Origin of the sequence: Streptomyces fradiae ATCC 10745 = DSM 40063, from assembly GCF_008704425.1 — a bacterium.
Taxonomy (GTDB): Bacteria; Actinomycetota; Actinomycetes; order Streptomycetales; family Streptomycetaceae; genus Streptomyces; species Streptomyces fradiae.
This window is the reverse complement of the sequence record NZ_CP023696.1, coordinates 1,898,938-1,923,647: the sequence shown is the minus strand read 5'-3', so window position 1 is coordinate 1,923,647 and position 24,710 is coordinate 1,898,938. Positions and strand designations below refer to the sequence as shown.

The following is a 24,710-nucleotide window of genomic DNA, read 5'->3' as shown; positions in this document are numbered from 1 at the left end:
CCGGTACGGAAGACCGGAACGGCCGCCTAGGGGAGGGTAACGACCGTCGCGGCGTAGACGAGCCCCGCCCCGAAGCCGATGACGAGCGCGGTGTCACCGCTCTTCGCCTGCCCGGTCGCCAGGAGCCGCTCCATCGCGAGCGGGATCGAGGCGGCCGAGGTGTTGCCGGTGGTCTCCACGTCGCGGGCGACCGTGACGTGCTCCGGCAGCTTCAGCGTCTTCACCATCGAGTCGATGATCCGCATGTTGGCCTGGTGCGGAATGAAGACGTCCAGGTCGGCCGCGGTGATGCCGGCCGCGTCGAGGGCCTGCTGGGCGACCTTGGCCATCTCGAAGACGGCCCAGCGGAACACCGCCTGGCCCTCCTGCGTGATGGCCGGGAAGCGCTCCACCACGCCGTCGCGGTAGTCCGTCCACGGCACGGTCTGCTTGATGGTCTCGGACTTGTCGCCCTCCGAGCCCCAGACCGTCGGGCCGATCGCCGGCTCGTCGGACGGGCCGACCACGACCGCGCCCGCGCCGTCGCCGAAGAGGAAGGCCGTGGCCCGGTCCTCCAGGTCGGTGAGGTCGCTGAGCCGCTCCACGCCGATGACGAGGACGTACTCGGCGGAGCCCTCGACGACCATGCCCTTCGCGAGCGTCAGCCCGTAGCCGAAGCCCGCGCAGCCCGCCGAGATGTCGAACGCCGCGGGCTTGCTCGACGTGAGTCGGTCCGCGATCTCCGTGGCGACGGCCGGGGTCTGCTTGAAGTGCGACACCGTGGAGACGATGACGCCGCCGATCTGCTCGGGGCTGACCCCGGCGTCCGCGAGGGCCTTGCCGGCCGCCTCGACGGACATGGCGGTCACGGTCTCCTCGGGCGACGCCCAGTGGCGCGTCGCGATGCCGGAGCGCGAGCGGATCCACTCGTCGGACGAGTCGATCTTCTCGAGGATCACCTCATTCGGCACGACACGGGTGGGGCGGTAGCCGCCGACCCCCATGATCCGCGCGTACGGGGCGCCCTTGCTGGGCCTGATCTTCGCCATGCTCTACGGCTCCTTGCTCCGTCAGGAGGCGGCGCCGGCGTGCTCGGCGATGAGCGCGCGTGCCGCGTCGAGGTCGTCGGGTGTCTTGAGCGCGAGCGTCTTGACGCCGGGGAGGGCCCGCTTGGCGATGCCGGTCAGCGTGCCGCCCGGGCACACCTCGACCAGCGCGGTGGCACCGAGCCGCTGGAACGTCTCCATGCACAGGTCCCAGCGGACCGGGTTGGCCACCTGGCCCACGAGCCGGGTGACGACATCGGCACCCGTGGCGACGGTCCGGCCGTCCTTGTTGGACACGTAGGCGACCTTCGGGTCCGCCGGGGCGAGGTCCCGCGCGGCCTCCTCCAGCCGGGCCACGGCGGGCGCCATGTGCTGCGTGTGGAACGCGCCGGCGACCTGGAGCGGGACGACGCGGCGCACGCCCTCCGGCTTGTCCTCCGCGAGCGCGGCCAGCTGCTCCATGGTGCCGGCGGCGACGATCTGGCCCGCGCCGTTGACGTTGGCCGCGGTCAGGCCGAGCTTCTCCAGGTGCGGGACGGTGACCTCGGGGTCGCCGCCGAGCAGGGCCGACATGCCCGTGCGGGTGACGGCGGCGGCCTCGGCCATCGCCAGGCCGCGGGCCCGTACGAGGCGCAGCGCGGCCGTGTCGTCGAGGACACCGGCCAGCGCGGCGGCGGTGAACTCGCCGACGCTGTGGCCGGCGACCGCGTCCGGGGCGGGCCCGCCGAGCGCGGCGGCGGAGAGCAGGCCGGCGGCGACCAGCAGGGGCTGGGCGACCGCCGTGTCGCGGATCTCCTCCGCGTCGGCCTTCGTGCCGTAGTGGACCAGGTCCAGGCCGATCGCCTCCGACCACGCGCCGACGCGGTCGGCGGCGTCCGGAAGGTCGAGCCAGGGGGTCAGGAAGCCGGGCGTCTGAGCGCCTTGGCCGGGAGCGACGAGTACGAGCACCCTCACACTCTCTCTTGTGGACGGTCCTGGAGGCCCGTGGGGACTAGGACGAAGAACCGTCGGGCGAATTGTTGGTCCCCGACAAAAACCCTAGGACTGCGTCTCGGCGTCGGCCAGACGCCCCAGGATCAGCGCGATCCGCAGCGTGAAGGCCGACCGTACATCGGACGGCGACCAGCCCGTGACATCGGTCACACGTCGCAGCCGGTAGCGCACGGTGTTGGGGTGCACGAACAGCATGCGGGCCGCGCCCTCGAGGCTGCTCGCCTGCTCCAGGTACACACTCAGCGTCTCCAGCAGCGCCGACCCGGCCTCCTCCAGCGGTCTGTAGATCTCCTCCACCAGCTGCTCGCGCGCGGACGGGTCCGAGGCGATGGCGCGCTCCGGCAGCAGATCGTCCGCGAGGACCGGCCGGGGCGCGTCCTGCCAGGCGGAACAGGCTTTGAGGCCGGCCGCCGCCGCCTGCGCGGACCGGGTCGCCGCCAGCAGGTCCGGGACGACCGGACCGGCCACGACGGGCCCCGCCGCGTACGGGCCGATCAGCGCCTTCGCCACCGCCAGCGGGTTGTCGCTGCCGCCCGCGATCACCACCAGGCGGTCGCCGAGCACCCCGGTGAGGACCTGCAGCTTGGCGTGGCGGGCCGCCCGGCGGATCGCCTCCACGGTCAGCTCGCTGTCACCGTCCGGGGCGGTGCCGAGGATGACGCACACGTGCTCGGGCGAGTTCCAGCCGAGGGCGGCGGCCCTGCTGACCGCGCCCTCGTCGGCCTCGCCGGACAGCACCGCGTTCACGACGAGGGACTCCAGGCGGGCGTCCCACGCGCCCCGCGCCTCGGCGGCCTGCGCGTACACCTGCGCCGTCGCGAAGGCGATCTCCCGCGCGTAGACGAGCAGCGCCTCACGGAGCACCGACTCGTCACCGGGGGCGGCGACCTCCTCGATGGCCGACTCCATGACCTCGATGGTCGTGCGGACCATCTCCACGGTCTGGCGCAGCGTGATCGCGCGGGTCAGTTCGCGCGGCGCCGTCCCGAACACGTCGGTGGAGATCGCCTGCGGGGTCTCCGGGTGCCGGAACCACTCGGTGAACGCGGCGATGCCGGCCTGCGCGACCAGGCCGATCCAGGAACGGTTCTCCGGGGGCATCGCCCGGTACCACGGCAGTGTCTCGTCCATGCGTGCGATGGCGCTGGCGGCGAGCCGCCCGGAGGACTGCTCGAGTCGCTTCAGGGTCGCTGCGTGCGGGTGGGCGTCGTTCACTGCGGGATCAGGCACGGGACAAGACTGCCTTATCGGGACGGCGGACCGCCCAGCCGGTCTACCGTTGTGGCCGTGATGTCCCTACACAGAGCCGGTGACCGCTATCCGGGCGGTGACCCGGCCGCCGGGATCGAGACCCGGCACGCCTTCTCGTTCGGCCCGCACTACGACCCGGGCAACGTCCGCTTCGGCGCGCTCGTCGCCTGCAACGAGGAGCGGCTCGCGCCGGGCGCCGGCTTCGACGAGCACCCGCACAGCCACACCGAGATCGTCACCTGGGTCGTCGAGGGCGAGCTGACGCACCGCGACTCCGCCGGGCACGCGACCGTCGTCAGGCCGGGCGACGTGCAGCACCTGAGTTCGGCGGGCGGGGTGCGGCACGTGGAGCGCAACGACGGCGCCGCGCCGCTGGTGTTCGTGCAGATGTGGCTCGCCCCGCTCGAACCGGGCGGCGAACCGTCGTACGGGCTCGTCCGGCGCCCGGCCGGCGAGGCCGGGGAGGCCGTCTCGTACGCCGTGCCCGCGGCGGGCGCCGTGCTGCACGTGCGGCGGCCGCAGGCGGGGCAGCGCGCGGCCGTCCCGGACGGGGACTTCGTGTACGTCCACGTGGTGCGCGGCGAGGTCCGGCTGACCTGCGCGGGAGAGGTGGCGGGGCTGTCGGCGGGCGACGCCGCCCGCCTCACCGGGGCGCGGGGCGCGGAGCTGACCGCGGTCACGGCCGCCGAGGTCCTGATCTGGCGGATGACCCGCCCCGACTGAGGAGCCTGCACGGCCGGGCGGCCCGCTCGGCCTGGGCGGCTCGGCCTGGGCGGCTCCGTCAGGGGGCCGCTCGGTCAGGGCGGCCGGGGGCCGGGGCGGGCTCAGGGAACCGGTTCCGGAGGGCAGGGTCCGAGCGCCCGGCCCCGAGCGGCAGGGTCCGAGCGCCCGGCCTCGAGCGGCCGGCCCGGACGATCGGGCTCAGAACACCGCCTCCGCCGCTCGGTGGCTTCGCGGGCGCCCGCGACCCGCCCCGAGGAGCCGCAGCAAAGCCGGATCGGCGGCCGAGCCGTCGGTGAGCGGGTCGAAACGGCGCCCCACCGGCGTGTGGAGCGGCTTGGTGCCGTCGGGCCGGGCGGCCGGTCCGGAAGGCCGGGCCCAGGCAACCGGTCGCGGACTCCGGGTCCGGACGGGCTGCCGTGGAGGGGCCGGGTCCGGGTACCGGCCCCGGGGGCCGCCTTCGGGCAGTCGGGTCCTCGGCGGGCCAGGACAGGGCCGGGCAGGCGGTCCTAGGCGGCCGGGCCGCGGCGCAGCTCGGCGAGGACCGCGTCGGTGAAGGGGGGCCACGCCTCGATCGCCCACGGGCCGAACGGACGGTCCGTCAGCGCCACGCAGGCGGCCCCCGCCTCCGGGTCCACCCACAGGAACGTGCCCGACTGCCCGAAGTGCCCGAACGTCCGGGGCGACGACGAACCACCGGTCCAGTGCGGCGCCTTGCCGTCCCGGATCTCGAAGCCGAGCCCCCAGTCGTTGGGCCGCTGGTGCCCGTACCCCGGCAGGATGCCGGTCAGCCCGGGATGGACGACCGTCATCGCCTCCAGCACCGTCCGCGCGTCCAGCAGCCGGGGCGCCTGCACCTCCGCCGCGAACCGCGCGAGGTCGTCCACCGTGGACACCCCGTCCTTCGCGGCCGAGCCCTCCAGCGTCGTCGACGCCATCCCGAGCGGCTCCAGCACGGCCTGGCGCAGGTACTCCGCGAACGGGATCTCCGTCGCCTTCGCCACGTGGTCCGCCAGCACCTCGAAGCCCGTGTTGGAGTAGATCCGCCGCGTGCCGGGCGCCGCCGTCACCCGGTTCTCGTCGAAGGCGAGGCCCGAGGTGTGGGCCAGGAGGTGCCGCACCGTCGACCCCTCCGGGCCGGCCGGCTCGTCCAGTTCGACGGCGCCCTCCTCGTAGGCGACGAGCACCGCGTACGCGGCCAGCGGCTTCGTCACGGAGGCGAGCGGGAACCGCCGGTCCGTCGGCCCGTGCGCCCCCGCGAGCGTGCCGTCCGCGCGGACCACCGCGGCGGCCGCCGCGGGCACGGGCCAGTTCTCGATCATCGCCAGGCTCTCCATGCGGACGAGCGTACTTGCTCGTCGCGGCGCTTGCTTCGAGTGCGCTCCAGGGTCCTAGCGTGGGGGCATGACGGTGATCGAGACCACTCCGGCGGCCGCCCGGACCACCGACGCCTGCGCCGCCCCACCGGCCCGCCACCCCCGACCCGACGGAGAGGACCAGTACACGATCAGCGAGGTGGCCGCCTGGACCGGCCTCTCCGCCCACACCCTCCGCTGGTACGAGCGCATCGGCCTGATGCCGCACGTCGACCGGTCCGCGACCGGCCAGCGCCGCTTCACCAACCGGGATCTGGACTGGCTCACCCTGGTCGGCAAGCTCCGCCTGACCGGCATGTCCGTCGCCGCGATGGTCCGCTACGCCGAACTGGTCCGTGCCGGTGACCACACCTTCCACGAACGGCGCGAACTCCTCGAAGCCACCCGCCGCGACGTCCTCGCGCGCATCTCCGAACTCCACGGCACCCTCGCCGTACTCGACTACAAGATCGACATCTACACGGGCGCCCGGCCGGCGCCGGAAAGGGCCGCACGATGACCTCCGACGAGACGAACGCCCCGCTTCCCCAGGTGCGACTGGGCGCGACGGGCCCGACGACCGGCGTCCAGGGCCTGGGCGCCATGGGCATGAGCGAGTTCTACGGCGACACCGACGAGGCAGCCGCCCGCGACACGCTCGACGCCGCCCTCGAGTCGGGCGTCACCCTCATCGACACCGCCGACGTCTACGGGCGCGGCGCCAACGAGGAGTTCCTCGCCCCGTTCGTCGCCGCCCACCGCGACGAGATCACCCTGGCCACCAAGTTCTCCATGGTCCGTACGGACGACCCCGCCTACCGGGGCGTCCGCAACGACCCCGCCTACGTCAAGGCCGCCGTCGAGGGCAGCCTCCGCCGGCTCGGCGTCGACGTCATCGACCTGTACTACATGCACCGCCGCGACCCGGCCGTCCCGCTCGCCGAGTCCGTGGGCGCCATGGCCGAACTCGTCCGCGAGGGCAAGGTCAGGCACCTCGGTCTCAGCGAGGTCACCGGCCCGGAGCTGCGCGAGGCCCACGCCGTCCACCCCATCGCCGCCCTGCAGTCCGAGTGGTCGCTGTTCTCCCGCGACGTGGAGGTCAGCGCCGTCCCCGCCGCCGCGGAGCTCGGTGTCGCCCTCGTCCCCTACTCCCCGCTCGGCCGCGGCTTCCTCACCGGAGCGTTCGCCGACGCGGCACGTGACCTCCCCGAGAACGACTTCCGCCGCACCCAGCCGCGCTTCTCGGGCGACAACGCCCGCAGCAACGCCGCGCTCCTCGAACCCGTCCGCTCCCTCGCCGCCGCCCACGGAGCCACCCTCGCGCAGATCGCCCTGGCCTGGGTCCACCAGCGCGCGGCCGTGCACGGCCTGACCGTCGTCCCCATCCCCGGCACCCGCAAGCGCAGCCGCCTGCTGGAGAACGCCGCTGCCACCCGCATCGTCCTCACCGCATCCGAACTCGACCTCCTCGAACCGATCGCCACCCAGGTGGCCGGCGCCCGCTATCCCGACATGTCCACCACCTCCGCCGCCCGAGAGAGCTGACCGCCGCCTCCTGACCACGCGGATCCCCTCCCGACGCCGGGGTGCCTCCGCCCCGCACGCCCTCGGCTCCCTGGCAGCCCCGATGCCTTCGGCGGCGCGATGGCGCGGCGCCCAAGCGGTCCCCGTCTGGGCTTCACCCCCTTCAAGCTCCCACCCGGACACCGGGCTCCGGGCCCCGTCCACACTGCCCGGCGCCCGGTCCGGGCCCGGCGCCCCGGACGACACCAGGGCCGGGGGCGGCCCCGGGATCCAGCCGCGACGCAGCGCTCGGACCGGGGCCCGACCAGCCCCGGAGACGGGGCGCGACCCGTGTCCGGGCCACGGGCCGGGCCGGCGCCCAGGCTCCGAACGGACAGGCCAGGCCCAAGGCGCAGTCCAGGGCCGGGCCATGCTCACCGGTTCCCCCCAACCGTTGCCCGCCCTCACGTCAGACCGAGGGCGAAAGCCGTGAAGCCGGCCGCCAGGACGCCCGCCACCGCGCGCCGCGTCCTGGTGGCCCCGGTCCACGGAGCCTCGAAGACCCGCGCGTAGCGGACGATGAGGACCAGCAGCACCGCGAACACCGGCAGCCACGCCGCCCGGGCCGCTATCCAGCCCAGGGTGTCCGGCGCCGTCGTCAGCCCCGGCACCGCCCCGGCGGTCAGCGACGCGGGCACCGCCGCGGCCAGCATCGCCGTCTGGTGCCAGCACAGCACCGTCATCGCCGACAGGTTGACCACCACCACCGGCGCCCACAGGGCGGGCCTGCGCAGCAGCGCCCCCAGCCGGTCCCGCAACAGGATCGCCGCGCCGCTCTGCGCGGACGCCAGCGCCAGGACCAGCAGCGACGGCGGATGCGAGTTGGTTCGCGCCTCACCGGGCACGCCCACCATCGACGCCGGGTAGTCGAACACCGCCAGCAGCACCGCGAACAGGGCCGCTCCGCCCGCGAGGAGCGCCCACGCCTCCCGCCGGCCGACCCGCCGCTCCCCCCACGCCACCCCGAGCTGGTAGGCGAACAGCCAGCCCGGCAGCACGTTCAGCAGGCCCAGCCAGGAGGGCACCGCGTCGGCGTACGGCCCGTACCGCAGCAGGTCCACGACGGCGACCCAGCCGAGCAGCGCCGCCGCCGCCCAGACACCCACGGCGTCCGCCGCCCGCACGCACCACGGGGTGAGCGCGGTGACCACCGTGTACACCCCGACGAACCACAGCGGCTGGATCACCAGCGTCGCCCCCGTCCGCAGCGTGTCGCCGGGTATGCCCGCCAGGAAGCCGGCGGTCGCCGGCGCGGCCCACACCGCCGTCACCCCCAGCACGGGCCGCCCGAGCCGCACGACCCTGCCGCGCAGCCACTCCCCGGTACCGCCGCGCCCGCGCCGGTAGGACAGCACCGAGGCGTAGCCGCCGACCAGGAAGAAGATCCCGAGCATCTGCAGGACCCAGCTCGCCGGCGCCAGGAACCCGAACGACGACAACGGACTGGCGTTGTGGAGGGCGCCCTCGCCGTCCAGCGTGAACCCACCGAGCATCCAGTGCCCGACCGGCACGGCCAGGAGGGCCAGCGCGCGCAGTCCGTCCACGGCCCGGTCGCGGTGTGCGGGCGTGCGCCGCTCGATCCGTTCGACGAGCCTCATACGGTCTCCCCCCTGGCGATCGCGGCGAAGGCGCGCAGCGAACTGGTGCCGGATGCGAAGTAGCCGTCGTGGCCGCGGGCGTCCCCGGCCGGCACCCGCCGGGCGCCGAACGCCTCGGACGCCGGGTCCGTGCCGTGCCCGAGGCCGAGGAAGGCCACGTTCGGCACCTTGGATATCCAGTCGGTCGGGTCCTTCGCGGCCCACACCCGCGCGGCCGTTCCCAGCTCTCCGGCGTTCGCCGCGCGCATGCCGGGCGATCCGAACACCACGAGGTCCTTCGCCTTCATCTCGGCCGCGGCCAGCCCGCACACCACCGATCCGTAGCTGTGGCAGAACACCGAGGGAGCGGCCGTGCCCGTCGCCGCGAGACCACCCGTGAAGCGCGCCAGCCGCTCCGCGCCCGCCTCGGCGAGGCCGCCGGTCGCCGCGTCCAGTCCCACCCCGACCGGTGTCGTGTACCCGACCCAGGCGATCACCGCCGTGTCCCGCCCCGCCGCCGACCGCAGCTGCCGCGCCATCCCGGCCGTGGTGCCGTGCGGCGAACGCGCCCGGTCGTACGATCCGGCGTCCATGTCCGATCCCGGCACCACGACGGCGACATGGCGGCCGCGCTCCAGATCCCCGAACACCTCCGCGACCAGACCGCGGCCGCGGGGGTCGAATGCGAGGAGACGGCGCCCCGCCAGGTGTGCGTACCGGGCGTCACGGGAGACGGTCAGGGCGTTCGCCTCGTACCGCAGCGACACCGGCGCCCCGTCGAGGTTCCCCACCACTCCGGGATGGCGGCGGGCCAGCCGCTGCCGCTGCACCCCGTCGAGGCTCCGGAAGAACGCGGCCACCTCGGTCGGTGCCGCTTCGACCGGGTCGGGCAGTGGCCGCCCCAGCGATGTGTCGGCCCTCCACGCCGAACTTCCCGGCGGGGGACCGGCCGCCGCCTGCCGGGCGCCCCCCGACGCCCAGCCGGTGGTCCCGGTGACGATGCCGACCGCCAGTGCGGCGGCCACCACGGTCCTCGTGTATCGGCGCATGCGCCCCCCTCTTCCGTCCTGTGCGATGTGACGCGGTGTGACGGAGAGGAAGGTAGGAGGACGGCACCCGGACGATCGTCACCCTGCGGAGCCAACTACCGGGTGATACCTGGGTAGGGGGTGTCCTACGACGACGCGTCGCGCCGGTGGAAAGGGGCGTGCGAGGTCGCGGAACGTCGCGCGGCGGACGGCGGGCCGCCTCGACAGGACCAGGGGCCGGAGGTCAGACGGTCTCACCGGGCGTGACGAGCCCGGACTCGTAGGCGAAGACCACGGCCTGTGCCCGGTCGCGCAGCCCCAGCTTGGCGAGAACCCGACCGATGTGGGTCTTCACCGTCTGCTCGGCGAGGACCAGATGCGCGGCGATCTCCTGGTTCGACAGGCCCCGCGCGACCAGCTCCAGCACTTCCGTCTCACGCGGCGTCAGCCCGTTGAGCCGCACCGAACGCTCCCGGCGCGGCGCGGGCCGCTGGGCGGCGAAGTCCTCGATGAGCCGGCGTGTGACCGACGGCGCGAGCAGCGCCTCACCGCCCGCCACCACCCGCACCGCGGCGATCAGGTCCGCCGGCGGGGCGTCCTTGAGGAGGAAACCCGACGCCCCGGCGCGCAGCGCCTCGTACACGTAGTCGTCCACGTCGAACGTCGTCAGCATCAGGACCTTCGGCCGGTGCGTCACACCGGGCGGTGGGTTCAGCAGCTCGCGCGCCGCCGCGAGCCCGTCCATCTCGGGCATGCGCACGTCCATCAGGACCACGTCGGGGTGTGCGGACCGGCCGACCTCGACGCCCGCCCGCCCGTCGGGTGCCTCACCCACCACGTCGATGTCGGACTGCGCCGACAGCAGTGCGGCGAAACCCGCCCGCACCATGGCCTGGTCGTCCACGATGATCACGCGGATGGTCACGAGGTCCCCCTTCTCGACGGTCAGGGAAGCCGAGCGAACAGGGGCAGCCGCGCCGCCACCCGGAAGCCGCCGTCGGGCAGCGGCCCCGTGTCGAGCATCCCGCCGGTCAACCGTACGCGCTCGCGCATACCGACCAGACCGTGTCCCGTCCCGGAGGTCTCCAGCGGCGCAGTGGGCTTTGCCGGAGGCCCGTTGACGACCAGGACGATCAGCCACTCCAGATTGGGCGAGCGGGACACGGACACCCGCGTCCGGGCTCCCGGGGCGTGGCGCACCACGTTGGCCAGTCCCTCCTGGACGATCCGGTACGCCGACAGGTCCACGGCCTGTGGAACCGTGCCCAGGTCGGCCGCGAGCGACAGCTCCACCGGCAGGCCCGCCCGTATCGTCGCCTCGACGAGCTGCGGCACCCGGTCGACGCCGGGCTGAGGTGCCCGCTCGCCCTCCGCGTTCTCACTGCGCAGGACCGACAGCATCCGCCGCATCTCCGTCAAGGACTCCCGTGCGGACGCGGCCATGGACGCGAACTCCTCCCGCGCGGCCTCCGGCAGCCCGTCGATCCGGTAGGGCGCCGAGTCGGCCTGCACGGTGATGACCGACATGTGGTGGGCGACCACGTCGTGCAACTCGCGGGCGATGCGGGCCCGCTCCTCCAGCAGGGTCCGCCGTGACCGTTCGGCCTCGCTGATGGTCTCCTGCTCCACGAGCCGCCGCTGCGCGTCACCGCGCTCCCGGAGCATGCCGGTTATCAGCAGGACGACCCCGCTCAGCACGAACAGCAGCAGGTGGACGGCGTTGCCCCCGGCCTGGCCGCCGAACAGCTCCAGAACGAAACCGGCCGCGCCGGTCACCAGCCAGACACTCACCAGCGTGCGCCGCTGCTCGCGCAGCCCCACGCCGAGCATCAGTCCCAGGTAGCCGACGACGACCATCGGCGTCCACGGCCACGGCCGGCCCTCGGCGGCGGCCCCGCTCATCATCACCACGGCCCCCAGGACATCGGCGGCGAAGACCACCCACCATGCCTGGAGCGGCCGTGACACCGCCATGAACAGCGGGGCGGTCTGGGCGGTGGCCAGCAGTCCGGCGATGCCGCCGTTCACCCCGTAGTCGCCGACGAGCACCACGACCGTGACCGGCAGCAGAGACGCGACCAGTGCCAGCGCCACCACGTGCGGCACGAGCCGCACCCATCGGGAAGCGGCCTGGCCGAGGAGTGCCGCCCCCGGCTCCGTGGGTGTCGACAGTGCGGTGCTGAGCGCGCGCGCCGCCTCCCCCACGAGGCGCCGCGCACGGTGTGCGGCGGTCTCCCGTGCGGGGGAGCCCCAGGGGCGGGGCGGGAACGGGAACGGCTCCTCCCGAGGCGGGCCGGGCCGTTCACCCGGAGGGACGGGGGGAGGGGGAAGGCTGCTCATGGTCCTGCCAGCCTAGGCACGCCCCCTCGCCCCGGCGTCATACCAGGGAGCCAGTTCGCCGCCTCATACCCCGGTATGAGGCGGTGCGGCAGGTCCGTTCCCCGCCCTCACAGCTCGGCGAGCAGTTCCGCCTTCTTCGCGGTGAACTCCTCATCCGTCACCAGGCCCGCCCGGTGCAGGTCGCCGAGGTGCCTGATCCGCTCCGCGATGTCGGCCGGGTCGCGCCGCCCCGCCCCCACGGGCACCGGCACGGGCGCCGCGCGATCGGCGTCCCGTACCGCCTGCAGGACCGAGGCGGCGAACGGCAGCGACTCGTGGACGGGGCCGTAACCCAGGCCGAACAGGACCGCCGCCGGGTCCTGGTCCGGCGGGACGGGGCCCGGCCCGCCGTCGCGCCGTACCAGCCGCAGACACCCGTCGAGCACGTCGGGCGAGCGCCACTCGACGCCGCTCAGCGCACTCACCGCGAACGACTGGTCGCCGGCCTTCCACTTGGCGGACGAGGCACCCGTCCAGAACCAGCGGAAGGACACATTCTGGCCATCGAAGGACGCCTTGCCGTCGTACGCCTTGAATTGCAGCGGCGGCTTCGGCGCGGCCACCAGGAACCGCTCGGCGGGCTCATCGCGCCCCGGTCCGAGACACGCGCGCAACTCGTCCGCGTAGTACTCGGCGAGCGTCTCCCGATCGGCCGGCAGCACCAGCCGGTACGGGTCGCAGCCCTCCTTCAACTGGCCGTCCGCCACGGCCATCAGAGGGTCGGCGCCGGGACGCGGCACGGCGTGCAGCACGACCGTGCCCCGCTTGCCCGGGGAGAGGGTCACCGATGCCAGCGCCTCGTGCGGGACGCGTCTTTCGCGCAGCGCCTGGAACAGCTTCGGCGCACGGATCCCCCGTTCGAAGCGGATGAGCACGGCGTCGGTTTCGAACTCCCAGGTGGCATGAATTCCGGCCAGCACATCACCCATGTGCCTCATCGTATGCGGCGGGCGTCCGCGCGTCGCCCCCCGGAAGACAAGCGGAAACGGACTGCGCTGCCCGACTTCTCAGCGGGTCAGACCGGCGTCGCGCCGTGGATTCCGCTCCGGCAGGCGTCCGCCGCACCGGCGCAGCGCACGTCGCCGTACGAGCCCACGCCTATCACCGCGAAGTTCCGCAGGCTCTCCGTGCCCGGCACGAAGTACCCGCCGTGGCCCGCCACGCCGTCGGCCGAAAGCAGCCGCGCCCCGAACTCGGGCTCGACCGGGTCGGCGCCGTGCCCCAGCCCGCCGACGTCCAGGTGCGGCACGTCGGCGATCCAGTCCTCGTCGTCCCGCATCGCCCACACCCGCGCGCGCGTGCCGAGCGCCGCCGCGGTCTGCGCCCGCATGCCGGGACTGCCGGCGACGGCGATGTCCGCGACCCGAGGGGGGAGGCGGCGTGCGGCGAGTCCGCAGACCACGGAGCCGTAGCTGTGGCAGAACAGCGTGACGCGGGAGGTGCCGGGCAGCGCGTCCACCAGGGAGGCCAGCCGCACCGACCCCTCCGCGGCGAGCCGCCCGGTCACCGCGTCCACGCCGACACCGGTCGGAGCGGTGTAGTCGGCCCACGCGATGACGGCGGTCCGCACCTCCGGCTCCGCCTCCCGCTCGGCGGCGTACAGGGCCTCCGCCATGCCGTACGGCGCCGTGTAGCGGCGGGCCGTCCTCTGGTAGGTGAGCAGGTGGGTGTCGACGCCCGGCACGACGACCGAGACCCGCTCGGCGCGCTCCAGGTCGCCGAGCACCTCCGCGACCCGGCCCCGCCCCTCCGGGTCGAAGGCGAGGACCTGGCGCTCGGTGGAGATCAGGGAGGTGAACCGGTGCACCCGGCGCGCCGCCTCCCGGCGCCCGTCCGGGGAAAGCCGGGGATCGGCGACGCGGGCGCGCTCGGTGGCGAGTGCCCGCCGGAGCGTCCGCCGGTTGGCCTGGTAGCGCAGGTCGACGGGCGCGCCGTTCAGGTTGCCGACCACCAGCGGGTGCTGCCGGGCGAGCCGAGCCCGTTGCGCCGGGCGGAGCGCGGCGAAGAACGCCGCCACGGCCGCCGGCGGCGACAGCGGATCGGGTGGTGTGCGGCCGTCGACCCGAACGGCCTGCCATGCCGCCCTCGCCGCCTCCCACGCGTCGGGCGACGCGGCACGCGCGCGGGGCGGTCCCGTCCAGCCGGATGTGGCGAGGAGAACGAAGATCACCGAGAGGGCGAGCAGGGTGCGCCAGACGGTGAGCGAGGAGGGGGCGATGGAGGGAGTCACTACGAGACACCCTAGGAGACGTCGACGCCGACCGGCGGCAGGCGTGACGCACATCACGGTTTGGCGGGTGCGGAGGGGGAGCATGGCCGGCCGGTCGGCCGGGTGGGATCACAGAGCGGTGCCCGGGGAACGGCCGCCGGCTACGCCGCGTCTCCGCCCTGCGGGTCGCGGGCTGTCGGCGAGGCGGCGGTTCCACGCCAATCCATCGCGAGCGCCGGGGCGAGGTGGTCCAGGTGGGCGACGGTAAGGCTCCGCAGGGCGCGGAGGCTCGGGTCGTCGCCCCGGACCCAGAGCTGACCGGCGACGCGCATGACGCCGCCGAAGCAGGCGACGGCGACGCGCGGCCGGGGGTCGGCGTCCACGTCGAGGCCCTCGCGCGCGGCGATCAGCCGGGCGACGTACTCCTCCACGTCGAGGGAGCGCCGCAGGTGGGCCGCGAGCAGGGTCGGTGTGGACTCGATCACCTGGAGCATCCTCAGATGGACGTCGGCGGGGACGATCTCGGTGATGGCCTCGCCGATCGCGTCCCAGGTGCCCAGGACGGAGTTGCGCAGGGCGTCGAAGGGCCCTTCCTCGGCGGGCCGGGCGCGCAGCGCCTCCACGAACCGCCGCTCCATCATCTGCTGGAGCGCGAAGGCGGCGTCCTCCTTGCTGGCGAAGTAGCGGAAGAAGGTCCGCTGCGACACCTCGACGGCGTCGGCGATCTCGTCGACGGTCGTCTCCTCGTACCCCTTGGTGATGAAGGACTCCAGCGCGGTGCGCAGCAGAGCGGCACGGGTGCGCCGCTTCTTGCGTTCGCGCAGCCCGGAGGGGTTCTCCGCACCGGCCGACCGCCCAACCGTCACTTCATGTCCTCGTTTCCCGCTCGTCACCGGCCCGGTCAAGGATGTGAGCCGCGTGGCAGATACCGGCGTCTGAAAAGCTTTGTCAATTGTCAGTGGCTGACATTAGCCTCACCGGTATGACTGGTCAGACCGCCATCCGCAAGGCGCCACAGAGCCCCGATCCCGAGCCCGCACCGGCCAAGGGGCTCCGGGGCCATCCCTGGCTCACGCTGTTCAGTGTCGCCGTCGGCGTGATGATGGTCGCGCTCGACGGCACGATCGTCGCCATCGCCAACCCGGCGATCAAGCAGGATCTCAACGCGTCCCTTTCCGACGTGCAGTGGATCACCAACGGGTACCTGCTCGCCCTGGCGGTCGCGCTCATCACCGCGGGCAAGCTCGGTGACCGGTTCGGCCACCGCCAGACCTTCCTCATAGGCATCGCCGGGTTCGCGGTCTCCTCCGCCGCGATCGGCCTGTCCGACTCCATCGCCCTGGTCATCGCCTTCCGTGTCCTCCAGGGCCTCTTCGGCGCCCTCCTCATGCCCGCCGCGCTCGGCCTGCTCCGTGCCACCTTCCCGGCCGAGAAGCTCAACATGGCCATCGGCATCTGGGGCATGGTCATCGGTGCCTCGACGGCGGGCGGCCCGATCGTCGGCGGCCTGCTCGTGGAGCACGTCAGCTGGCAGTCGGTCTTCTTCATCAACGTGCCGGTGGGCGTCCTCGCCCTCGTCCTGGGCTTCGTGATCCTCAAGGACCACCGGGCGGAGAACGCGCCGCGCTCCTTCGACGTCGTGGGCATCGTCCTGCTCTCCGCCGCCATGGCCGCGCTGATCTGGGGCATCATCAAGGCCGGCGAGAGCTGGGGCTGGGACAGCGGCAAAACCTGGGGCTTCCTGGTCGGCGCGCTCGTCCTCTTCGCCCTCTTCGCCTTCCGGCAGCAGCGGGTCCGTGAGCCGCTCGTCCCGCTCGCGCTCTTCCGCTCCGTCCCGCTCTCGGCGGGCGTCGTCCTCATGGTCCTCATGGCCTTCGCCTTCATGGGCGGCCTCTTCTTCGTGACCTTCTACCTCCAGGGCGTCAAGGGCCTCAGCCCCGTCGACAGCGGTCTGCGCCTGCTGCCGCTCACCGCCATGATGATCGTCTCCTCGCCGCTCGCCGGCGCGCTGATCACCCGGTTCGGCCCGCGCATCCCGCTGGTCGGCGGCATGGTCTGCACCGCCGGTGCGATGTTCGGCATGCTCACGCTGGCGCCGGAGACCGGCACGCTCGCCACGTCCCTGTGGTTCGCCCTGCTCGGCCTCGGCCTCGCTCCCGTCATGGTGGGCGCCACGGAGGTGATCGTGGGCAACGCCCCGCTGGAACTGTCCGGCGTCGCCGGCGGTCTGCAGCAGGCCGCGATGCAGGTCGGTGGAGCGCTGGGTACGGCGGTGCTCGGCGCGGTGATGTCCTCCAAGGTCAACGCCGACTTCGCGGACAACTGGAAGGACGCCGGCATCCCCGTCCCGCCCGCCCCGGAGCTGGAGCAGGCCGCCGAGTTCGGCATGGTCCCGCCGGAGCTCGCCAAGGCGCCGGGGATGACGCCGGACATGCTGGGCGCCATCAGCAAGGTCATCCACGACACGTTCATGTCGGGCATGGGCCTCGCCTTCACGGTCGCCGGTGCCGTGGCGGTCGTCGCGGCCTTCGTCGCGACCCTCACCAAGCGTGGCGCCAACGCCGGCGCCGGAGGCGGCGTCCACATCTGACACCCCGGGACGTACGCGGAACACCGGGTCGAAGGCCCCGTCGCCGCCCGGCGCCGGGGCCTTCGGCGTGCCCGGCCATGCCGGTCGCCCCTTCGGCGCCATCACTCTTCCGGGTGGATCGGCCCGGCAACCCTTCCCTTCTGCGGTCACTCAGAGTCAAGCTGAGGTCAGACATCGATACGCAGTGTCACCGACCGGGGGTTGATTCCTTATGCCTACGTCCTCGCGTTCCCTCTTCGCGGCCGCCGCGCTCACGATGAGCGCGGTCACGATCGCCGTACTGTCCACCTGGGCCGCGCCCGCCGACGCCGCACCGCCCGCTCCACCCACGCTCGGCCCGTGTGACAGCGGGCAACTGTGCCTCTGGGGAAAGGAGGCGTTCAAGGGCAAGCGCCAGACACACGAGCTGGCCGCGACGGACGTCGAGAGCTGTGTGGCGCTCCCGGCCGGGACGACCGCCGCCGCTCTCGCCAACCGTGCGGGGCGGCCCGTCACCACCTACCAGTCGGCGACCTGCGCGGAGACCGGGGAGTTCGAGACCTATCCCGGCAGCGGCACCTGGGTGCCGCGCTCGCCTTACCAGGTACGCGCGTTCAAGATCTGGGAGAACTGACGCCCCGTGTCCGCGTGCCACGGGGGCACGCGGACACGGGCGCCTCGTCGAGACCGGCCGCCGCAGCGGCGGCCGGACCACACCCACCACCGCCCGGAGCCGAGCCGATGAGCCCGTACGACGAAGACCCGGCGCGACGCCGCCGACCGCAGCCGCCCCGTGAGGCGGCCGGCGGCCACCCTCCACGACGACGCGCCCGAGAGGGACCCGCGCATCCACCACGAGGCGTCGGGGCGGTGGACGCGGACCCGCCGCCAGGAGTCCGGGCGGAGGGCGTGGAGCGTCCGTCAACACACCACCCGGACTCCCGGGGGCTCGCGTCAGGCGTCGCCGCCGGCCGCGCCGGGGTCGGCCGCCGACACGTCCAGCAGCCTGTACCGGTCGATCGCCTGCTTCGGCGCCGAGCGGTCCACCTTCCCCTCACGCGCCAGCTCCGTCAGCACCGCCAGCACGATCGACTGGGCGTCGATGTGGAAGTAGCGACGAGCCGCCCCGCGCGTGTCCGCGAAACCGAACCCGTCGGCGCCGAGCGAGGTGTAGCGGCCCGGCACCCAGCGGGCGATCTGGTCCGGAACCGACCGCATCCAGTCCGAGACGGCCACGAAGGGGCCTTCCGCGCCGGACAGCTTCCGCGCCACGTACGGGACGCGGGGCTCCTCCTCCGGGTGCAGCAGGTTGTACTCCTCCGCCTCCACCGCGTCGCGGCGCAGCTCGTTCCACGACGTCGCCGACCACACGTCCGCCCGGACGTTCCATTCCTCCGCCAGGATGCGCTGCGCCTCCACGGCCCACGGCACGGCCACGCCGGACGCCATGATCTGCGCCGGCACCGCCCCGGCCTGGCCCGCGCTGAACCGGTAGATGCCCTTCACGATGCCCTCGGCGTCGACGTCCGCGGGCTCCGCCGGGTGCTGGATCGGCTCGTTGTAGACGGTCAGGTAGTAGAAGACGTCCTCGCCGTGCGGATGCCGCTCCGACGCCCCGTACATCCGCCGCAGGCCGTCCTTCACGATGTGCGCGATCTCGTACCCGAAGGCCGGGTCGTAGGCGACGCACGCCGGGTTGGTCGACGCCAGCAGCTGCGAGTGGCCGTCGGCGTGCTGCAGCCCCTCACCGGTCAGGGTCGTGCGCCCGGCGGTCGCCCCGAGGACGAAGCCGCGCGCGAGCTGGTCGGCCATCTGCCAGAACTGGTCGCCGGTCCGCTGGAAACCGAACATCGAGTAGAAGACGTACACGGGGATGAGCGGCTCACCATGCGTGGCGTACGCCGACCCGGCCGCGGTCAGCGACGCCGTGCAGCCGGCCTCCGAGATGCCGTCGTGCAGCATCTGCCCGGTCGGCGACTCCTTGTAGGCGAGCAGCAGCTCCCGGTCCACGGCCTCGTACTGCTGCCCCAGCGGGTTGTAGATCTTGGCGCTCGGGAAGAACGAGTCCATGCCGAAGGTGCGGTACTCGTCGGGCGCGATCAGCACGAACCGCCGGCCGATCTCCTTGTCCCGCATCAGGTCCTTCAGCAGCCGTACGAACGCCATCGTCGTCGCGATCGACTGCTGGCCCGACCCCTTCTTCACCGCCGCGTACGCCGCGTCGCCGGGCAGGGCCAGCGGCTTCGACCGCACGACACGCGTCGGGACGTACCCGCCCAGCGCCCTGCGCCGGTCGTGCATGTACTGGATCTCCTCCGAGTCCGGGCCCGGGTGGTAGTACGGCGGCAGGCCGGACTCCAGCTCGCTGTCGGGGATCGGCAGGTGCAGGCGGTCGCGGAAGCGCTTCAGGTCGTCGACCGTCAGCTTCTTCATCTGGTGGGTGGCGTTGCGGCCCTCGAAGTTCGGGCCGAGCGTCCAGCCCTTGACCGTCTGGGCCAGGATCACCGTCGGCTGGCCCCTGTGGGCCTTGGCCGCCGCGTACGCCGCGTAGATCTTCCGATGGTCGTGGCCGCCGCGCCCCAGGTGGAGCAGCTGCTGGTCGGTCATGCCCTCGACCATCGCGCGCAGCCGGTGGTCGTCGCCGAAGAAGTGCTCCCGGATGTACGCGCCGGTCTCGGTGGCGTACGTCTGGAACTGGCCGTCCGGGGTCGTGTTCATCCGGTTGACCAGGATGCCGTCGCGGTCCTGGGCCAGCAGCGGGTCCCAGGAGCGGTCCCAGATCAGCTTGATCACGTTCCATCCGGCACCCCGGAAGACCGACTCCAGCTCCTGGATGATCTTGCCGTTGCCGCGGACCGGGCCGTCGAGGCGCTGGAGGTTGCAGTTGACCACGAAGGTCAGGTTGTCGAGGCCCTCGCGCGCGGCCAGGGTGAGCTGGCCCAGCGACTCCGGCTCGTCCATCTCGCCGTCGCCGAGGAACGCCCACACGTGCGAGCGCGAGGTGTCCGCGATGCCGCGCGCCTGCATGTAGCGGTTCATCCGGGCCTGGTAGATCGCGCCCAGCGGGCCCAGGCCCATGGAGACCGTCGGGAATTCCCAGAAGTCCGGCATCAGCCGAGGGTGCGGATACGACGACAGCCCGTCGGGGTACCGGGACTTCTCCTGGCGGAAGCCGTCCAGCTGTGCCTCGCTCAGCCGGTCGAGCAGGAAGGCGCGGGCGTAGATGCCCGGGGAGGCGTGGCCCTGGAAGAAGATCTGGTCCCCGCCGTCGCCCTCGTCCTTGCCGCGGAAGAAGTGGTTGAAGCCCACGTCGTACAGGGAGGCGGACGAGGCGAAGGTGGCGATGTGCCCGCCGACGCCGATGCCGGGGCGCTGCGCGCGGGAGACCATCACGGCCGCGTTCCAGCGCGTGGCGTTGAGGATCTTCCGTTCGATCTCCTCGTTGCCCGGGAAGAACGGCTCGTCGCGGGTGGCGATGGTGTTGACGTAGTCCGTGCTGCGCATCTCGGGCACGGCCACGCGCTTCTCGCGGGCCCGCTCGATCAGGCGGAGCATGAGATAGCGAGCCCGCTCCCGCCCCCGCTCGTCCACGGCGGCGTCGAGGGAGTCGAGCCATTCCCCGGTCTCCTCCGGATCGAAGTCCGGGACCTGGCTGGGAAGGCCGCCAATGATGATCGGGTTGCGATCGGATCCGGAAGCCACGCTGTTCCTTCGCTGTTCGATGTGTCTACGGCTGATGGCATGCGAGACGGTGTGTCGGCTTTGCGGTCGCGTCGCCACCATCGTGTACCCCGTGGGCGCCCGCGTCATCTCTACCGAGGGGTAACCCGGATTTCCCGGCCTGTTCCGCGGATGCGGTGGCGTCGGCGTGGAGGCCCGGCGGGCATGTGGCGGCTACAACCCCCTAAAGTGGGTCAAGAGGTGTCGTGTGTGTCACGACCACAGAAGGGCGGGTACCCGGAGTTGCGGCAGGACGGCCCCAAAAGTCACCGTTTCGGCGGTCTAGGTCGCCGGGTACTTGCGCGATCCGTCCAGCACGTGTGGACTACGCCCCATGCCACGCGTACGCGCGCGGCCCGAGCACTTTCCCATTCATGATCAGGAGGCAAGCCGTGAGCGCGACCGCGGACCACGCGGAGGAGCGGACCAACCCGGCCGCAAGGCTGGGGTTCGAGCCCGGACAGGTGGTCCAGGAGATCGGCTACGACGACGATGTCGAGCAGGAGCTCCGTGAGGACATCGAGGCTGTCATCGGCCAGGAACTCGTCGACGAGGACTACGACGACGTCGCCGACGTCGTGGTGCTGTGGTTCCGCGACGAGGACGGCGACCTCACGGACGCGCTGGTCGACGCCATCGGCCTGATCGAGGAAGGCGGCCAGATCTGGCTGATGACGCCCAAGACCGGGCGTGACGGCTACATCGAGCCCAGCGACATCAACGAGGCCGCCCAGACCGCGGGCCTCTCCCAGACCCGGAGCATCAACGCGGGCAAGGACTGGGTCGGCAGCCGCCTGGTCAGCCCCAAGGCGGGCAAGCCCAAGCGCTGACCGCCGGCTCCCGAAGCCGACCGGGGCCCCCGCCGAGGACATCGGCGGGGGCCCCGTTGCGTAGGGTGGGACCTCAGCGATCCGTCCACCGAAGGGATGCTTCTGCCATGGCGATCGAGGTCGGCACCAAGGCTCCGGACTTCGAACTGAAGGACAACCACGGGCGCACCGTGCGGCTCGGCGACTTCCGCGGTGAGAAGAACGTCGTGCTCCTGTTCTACCCGTTCGCGTTCACCGGCGTGTGCACCGGCGAGCTGTGCGCGCTCCGGGACCAGCTGCCGCGCTTCGTCAACGAGGACACCCAGCTGCTGGCCGTCTCCAACGACTCCATCCACACCCTGCGCGTCTTCGCCGAGCAGGAGGGCCTGGAGTACCCGCTGCTGTCGGACTTCTGGCCGCACGGCGAGGTCTCCCGCGCCTACGGCGTCTTCGACGAGGAGAAGGGCTGCGCGGTCCGCGGCACCTTCGTGATCGACAAGGAGGGCGTCGTCCGCTGGACGGTGGTCAACGGCCTCCCCGACGCCCGCGACCTGAACGACTACATCAAGGCCCTCGACGCCCTCTGATGCGCCCGGGGCGCGGGGACGCCGCCGTGACGTGGGGGACTCCGGCCCCCCGCGTGCGGTGCCCCGCGCCGCCCCGGACGCGCCCCGGCGCGGCCGAAACGCCCGACCGATCGGTACAACAGCGTGCTCACGACGGGAACCCCTCACTAGGATCCAGTCGTTGATCCGATGCCAACGCACGACGGGGGCGCTGCCCCTGGAAACCAATGGAGGGACTCGTGGGAGTCAGCCTCAGCAAGGGCGGCAACGTCTCGCTGACCAAGGCCGCGCCCAACCTGACCGCGGTCACGGTCGGTCTCGGCTGGGACGTCCGCACCACCACCGGTACGGACTTCGACCTGGACGCGAGCGCTCTGCTGCTGAACGCCCAGGGCAAGGTCGCCACCGACGGCAACTTCGTCTTCTTCAACAACCTCAAGAGCTCGGACGGCTCCGTCGAGCACACCGGTGACAACCTCACCGGCGAGGGCGAGGGAGACGACGAGCAGATCAAGGTCAACCTCGCCACGGTCCCGGCCGACGTCGACAAGATCGTCTTCCCGGTCTCGATCTACGACGCCGAGACCCGCCAGCAGTCCTTCGGCCAGGTGCGCAACGCCTTCATCCGCGTCGTCAACCAGGCCAACAACGAGGAGCTCGCCCGCTACGACCTGAGCGAGGACGCCTCGACGGAGACCGCGATGGTCTTCGGGGAGCTGTACCGCCACGGCGCGGAGTGGAAGTTCCGCGCCATCGGCCAGGGCTACGCCTCCGGCCTGCGCGGCATCGCGCAGGACTTCGGCGTCAACGTCTGAGCCGTACGAAGCACCGTCCGGCGCCGCCCCGCCCGTGCGGCGCCGGACGCGCACGTGCCACACCGCGTGCGACGGCGCCGGGCGCGCACGGAGCCACCGGGCGCGGGCACCGCACATGGCGACCGCACAGCCGGCCGTGTGCGGCGCACCGCTTGTGGCGCATCGCACGAGGCGCGCGCATGTGGCGCACCCCACGCGGCGCACCTGCGCGGCGCACCGCGTGTGGAGGTCCGTACGGGCACCGCGCGGCGCAGTATGCGGACAGCAGCAGTACGTCATCGGGGAGGATCATCGTCATGGGCGTCACGCTCGCCAAGGGAGGCAACGTCTCCCTCTCCAAGGCCGCACCCAACCTGACCCAGGTGCTGGTCGGTCTCGGCTGGGACGCGCGCTCCACCACCGGGGCCCCCTTCGACCTCGACGCCAGCGCACTGCTCTGCCAGTCCGGCAGGGTTCTCGGCGACGAGTGGTTCGTCTTCTACAACAACCTCACCAGCCCCGACGGCTCCGTCGAGCACGCCGGTGACAACCTCACCGGCGAGGGCGACGGCGACGACGAGTCGCTCGTCGTCGACCTGAGCCGGGTACCCGCCCACTGCGACAAGATCATCTTCCCCGTCTCCATCCATGAGGCCGACAACCGCGGCCAGACCTTCGGCCAGGTCAGCAACGCGTTCATCCGCGTCGTCAACCAGGCCGACGGCCAGGAGCTGGCCCGATACGACCTCAGCGAGGACGCGTCGACCGAGACCGCCATGATCTTCGGCGAGCTCTACCGCTACAACGGCGAATGGAAGTTCCGGGCGGTGGGCCAGGGGTATGCGTCGGGACTGCGGGGCATCGCTCTAGACTTCGGGGTCAATGTTTCCTGAAGCTCGTCCCAGGGTTCGGTCAAGCACCGGCGCAATCGGCGTGGCGGAGATGCTCCGGCAGCCTTCGCCGGCGAGGACCCCGACACGATTGGGTAGTCAGTGGTTCTGAAAACCTTCGGCTGGTCGTTCGCCGTCACGGCGCTCGGCCTCGCTTTCGCCGCCTGGCAGTGGGGGTGGGAGGCGTTCGGGATCGTACTGATCCTGTCCATCCTCGAGATCTCCCTCTCCTTCGACAACGCGGTCGTCAACGCCGGAATCCTCAAGAAGATGAACGCCTTCTGGCAGAAGATCTTCCTGACGATCGGCATCATGGTCGCGGTCTTCGGTATGCGGCTGGTCTTCCCGGTCGTGATCGTCGCGATCAGCGCCAAGGTCGGTCCCATCGAGGCCGTGCAACTGGCCCTCGACCAGCCGGAGCAGTACGAGGCGCTCGTCACCGACGCGCACGCGTCCATCGCCGCCTTCGGTGGCATGTTCCTCCTCATGATCTTCCTCGACTTCATATTCGAGGAGCGCGAGTTCAAGTGGCTGGGCTGGCTGGAGCGCCCGCTCGCCAAGCTCGGCAAGATCGACATGCTCTCGGTGTGCATCGCGCTCATCGTGCTCCTCGTGACCGCGACCACCTTCGCCACCCAGGCGCACACCAGTGCCGGCCACGCCGACAAGTCCGCGACGGTGCTGCTCTCCGGCGTCGCCGGCCTCATCACGTACCTGGTCGTCGGCGGCCTCTCCGGCTACTTCGAGAACAAGCTGGAGGAGGACGAGGAGCGGGAGCACGAGGCGGAGGAGCAGGCCAAGCAGCAGGGCAAGCAGGTATCCGCGGTCGGCCTCGCCGGCAAGGCCGCGTTCTTCCTCTTCCTGTACCTGGAGGTCCTCGACGCCTCGTTCTCCTTCGACGGGGTCATCGGCGCCTTCGCCATCACCAACCACATCTTCTGGATGGCGCTCGGCCTCGGCATCGGCGCCATGTACGTCCGGTCGCTCACCGTCTACCTGGTCCGCCAGGGCACGCTCGACGAGTACGTGTTCCTGGAGCACGGCGCGCACTACGCCATCGGCGCCCTCGCCGCGATCCTGCTCATCACCATCCAGCACGAGATCCACGAGCTCATCACCGGCACGGTCGGCATCATCCTCATCGCCGCCTCCTTCCTCTCCTCGGTCCGCCGCAACAAGCGGATCGCCGCGGCCGAGAACGCCGCCGTGGGCAAGGGGGAAGGAGACAAGACCGAGGTCACCTCGGCGGTGTGACGGTCACT

22 protein-coding genes are annotated in these 24,710 nt (G+C 72.4%); 10 read left to right on the top strand and 12 right to left on the bottom strand.

Annotated features, from left to right (window positions below):
- Positions 1 to 26 precede the first annotated feature (26 nt).
- From CP974_RS08675 to CP974_RS08665, 3 genes are all read right to left on the bottom strand, one after another.
- Positions 27 to 1,028 carry a ketoacyl-ACP synthase III gene (locus CP974_RS08675; protein WP_031129056.1) on the bottom strand — a complete coding sequence of 334 codons (1,002 nt, stop codon included), beginning with the start codon at positions 1,026 to 1,028 and terminating at the stop codon, positions 27 to 29.
- A 21-nt stretch (positions 1,029 to 1,049) separates the two neighbouring features.
- Positions 1,050 to 1,973, bottom strand: a complete 924-nt coding sequence (locus CP974_RS08670) for an ACP S-malonyltransferase (RefSeq protein WP_031129055.1) — start codon at positions 1,971 to 1,973, stop codon at positions 1,050 to 1,052.
- Between the two features lie 90 nt (positions 1,974 to 2,063).
- Positions 2,064 to 3,248: a PucR family transcriptional regulator gene (locus CP974_RS08665; protein ID WP_031129054.1), complete on the bottom strand. Its 1,185-nt coding sequence runs from the start codon at positions 3,246 to 3,248 to the stop codon at positions 2,064 to 2,066.
- Positions 3,249 to 3,308: 60 nt separating this feature from the next.
- Here CP974_RS08665 and CP974_RS08660 point away from each other — a divergent pair, with 60 nt between their 5' ends.
- Positions 3,309 to 3,992: a pirin family protein gene (locus tag CP974_RS08660; RefSeq protein ID WP_031129053.1), complete on the top strand. Its 684-nt coding sequence runs from the start codon at positions 3,309 to 3,311 to the stop codon at positions 3,990 to 3,992.
- A gap of 506 nt (positions 3,993 to 4,498) precedes the next feature.
- On the opposite strand, the gene CP974_RS08655 is transcribed toward CP974_RS08660, so the two are convergent.
- Positions 4,499 to 5,326: a serine hydrolase domain-containing protein gene (locus CP974_RS08655; protein ID WP_031129052.1), complete on the bottom strand. Its 828-nt coding sequence runs from the start codon at positions 5,324 to 5,326 to the stop codon at positions 4,499 to 4,501.
- Positions 5,327 to 5,393: 67 nt separating this feature from the next.
- Here CP974_RS08655 and CP974_RS08650 point away from each other — a divergent pair, with 67 nt between their 5' ends.
- Together CP974_RS08650 and CP974_RS08645 are read left to right on the top strand one after the other, a co-directional pair.
- A complete protein-coding gene (locus CP974_RS08650; RefSeq protein ID WP_031129051.1) occupies positions 5,394 to 5,864 on the top strand; it encodes a MerR family transcriptional regulator in 471 nt (156 codons plus the stop codon).
- On the top strand, positions 5,861 to 6,889 hold the full coding sequence (locus CP974_RS08645) for an aldo/keto reductase (protein WP_031129050.1): 1,029 nt from the start codon (positions 5,861 to 5,863) through the stop codon (positions 6,887 to 6,889). The genes CP974_RS08650 and CP974_RS08645 overlap by 4 nt, the downstream gene beginning before the upstream one ends.
- A gap of 422 nt (positions 6,890 to 7,311) precedes the next feature.
- On the opposite strand, the gene CP974_RS08640 is transcribed toward CP974_RS08645, so the two are convergent.
- The 7 genes from CP974_RS08640 to CP974_RS08610 form a co-directional block, all read right to left on the bottom strand.
- Entirely contained in the window at positions 7,312 to 8,505 is a 1,194-nt protein-coding gene (locus tag CP974_RS08640) for an acyltransferase family protein (RefSeq protein ID WP_031129049.1), read from the bottom strand.
- Complete coding sequence (locus CP974_RS08635) at positions 8,502 to 9,533, bottom strand: alpha/beta hydrolase (protein ID WP_031129047.1); 1,032 nt, start codon at positions 9,531 to 9,533, stop codon at positions 8,502 to 8,504. The genes CP974_RS08640 and CP974_RS08635 overlap by 4 nt, the downstream gene beginning before the upstream one ends.
- A gap of 223 nt (positions 9,534 to 9,756) precedes the next feature.
- Positions 9,757 to 10,437: a response regulator gene (locus CP974_RS08630; protein ID WP_031129045.1), complete on the bottom strand. Its 681-nt coding sequence runs from the start codon at positions 10,435 to 10,437 to the stop codon at positions 9,757 to 9,759.
- Positions 10,438 to 10,457: 20 nt separating this feature from the next.
- The gene (locus CP974_RS08625) at positions 10,458 to 11,852 is read right to left on the bottom strand and encodes a sensor histidine kinase (RefSeq protein ID WP_078915362.1); all 1,395 of its coding nucleotides are present in this window, start codon (positions 11,850 to 11,852) and stop codon (positions 10,458 to 10,460) included.
- A gap of 107 nt (positions 11,853 to 11,959) precedes the next feature.
- Complete coding sequence (locus tag CP974_RS08620; protein WP_031129043.1) at positions 11,960 to 12,820, bottom strand: DUF4429 domain-containing protein; 861 nt, start codon at positions 12,818 to 12,820, stop codon at positions 11,960 to 11,962.
- An 86-nt stretch (positions 12,821 to 12,906) separates the two neighbouring features.
- On the bottom strand, positions 12,907 to 14,121 hold the full coding sequence (locus CP974_RS08615) for an alpha/beta hydrolase (protein ID WP_031129041.1): 1,215 nt from the start codon (positions 14,119 to 14,121) through the stop codon (positions 12,907 to 12,909).
- A 140-nt stretch (positions 14,122 to 14,261) separates the two neighbouring features.
- Positions 14,262 to 14,966 carry a TetR/AcrR family transcriptional regulator gene (locus tag CP974_RS08610; protein ID WP_051838987.1) on the bottom strand — a complete coding sequence of 235 codons (705 nt, stop codon included), beginning with the start codon at positions 14,964 to 14,966 and terminating at the stop codon, positions 14,262 to 14,264.
- Positions 14,967 to 15,082: 116 nt separating this feature from the next.
- On the opposite strand from CP974_RS08610, the gene CP974_RS08605 reads away from it, so the two are divergent.
- Entirely contained in the window at positions 15,083 to 16,690 is a 1,608-nt protein-coding gene (locus CP974_RS08605) for an MFS transporter (protein WP_031129039.1), read from the top strand.
- Between the two features lie 211 nt (positions 16,691 to 16,901).
- Entirely contained in the window at positions 16,902 to 17,303 is a 402-nt protein-coding gene (locus CP974_RS08600) for a peptidase inhibitor family I36 protein (protein ID WP_031129038.1), read from the top strand.
- 320 nt (positions 17,304 to 17,623) lie between these two features.
- On the opposite strand, the gene aceE is transcribed toward CP974_RS08600, so the two are convergent.
- A complete protein-coding gene (gene aceE / locus CP974_RS08595; RefSeq protein WP_031129037.1) occupies positions 17,624 to 20,371 on the bottom strand; it encodes a pyruvate dehydrogenase (acetyl-transferring), homodimeric type in 2,748 nt (915 codons plus the stop codon).
- A 410-nt stretch (positions 20,372 to 20,781) separates the two neighbouring features.
- On the opposite strand from aceE, the gene CP974_RS08590 reads away from it, so the two are divergent.
- The 5 genes from CP974_RS08590 to CP974_RS08570 all read left to right on the top strand — a co-directional run bounded on the left by CP974_RS08590 (position 20,782) and on the right by CP974_RS08570 (position 24,702).
- Positions 20,782 to 21,219, top strand: a complete 438-nt coding sequence (locus tag CP974_RS08590; protein ID WP_031129036.1) for a DUF3052 domain-containing protein — start codon at positions 20,782 to 20,784, stop codon at positions 21,217 to 21,219.
- Positions 21,220 to 21,326: 107 nt separating this feature from the next.
- Entirely contained in the window at positions 21,327 to 21,785 is a 459-nt protein-coding gene (locus CP974_RS08585) for a peroxiredoxin (RefSeq protein ID WP_031129035.1), read from the top strand.
- 218 nt (positions 21,786 to 22,003) lie between these two features.
- Positions 22,004 to 22,579, top strand: a complete 576-nt coding sequence (locus CP974_RS08580) for a TerD family protein (RefSeq protein ID WP_031129034.1) — start codon at positions 22,004 to 22,006, stop codon at positions 22,577 to 22,579.
- A gap of 296 nt (positions 22,580 to 22,875) precedes the next feature.
- Positions 22,876 to 23,451, top strand: a complete 576-nt coding sequence (locus CP974_RS08575; protein WP_031129033.1) for a TerD family protein — start codon at positions 22,876 to 22,878, stop codon at positions 23,449 to 23,451.
- A 99-nt stretch (positions 23,452 to 23,550) separates the two neighbouring features.
- A complete protein-coding gene (locus CP974_RS08570; RefSeq protein ID WP_031129032.1) occupies positions 23,551 to 24,702 on the top strand; it encodes a DUF475 domain-containing protein in 1,152 nt (383 codons plus the stop codon).
- The last annotated feature ends 8 nt before the right edge of the window (positions 24,703 to 24,710 follow it).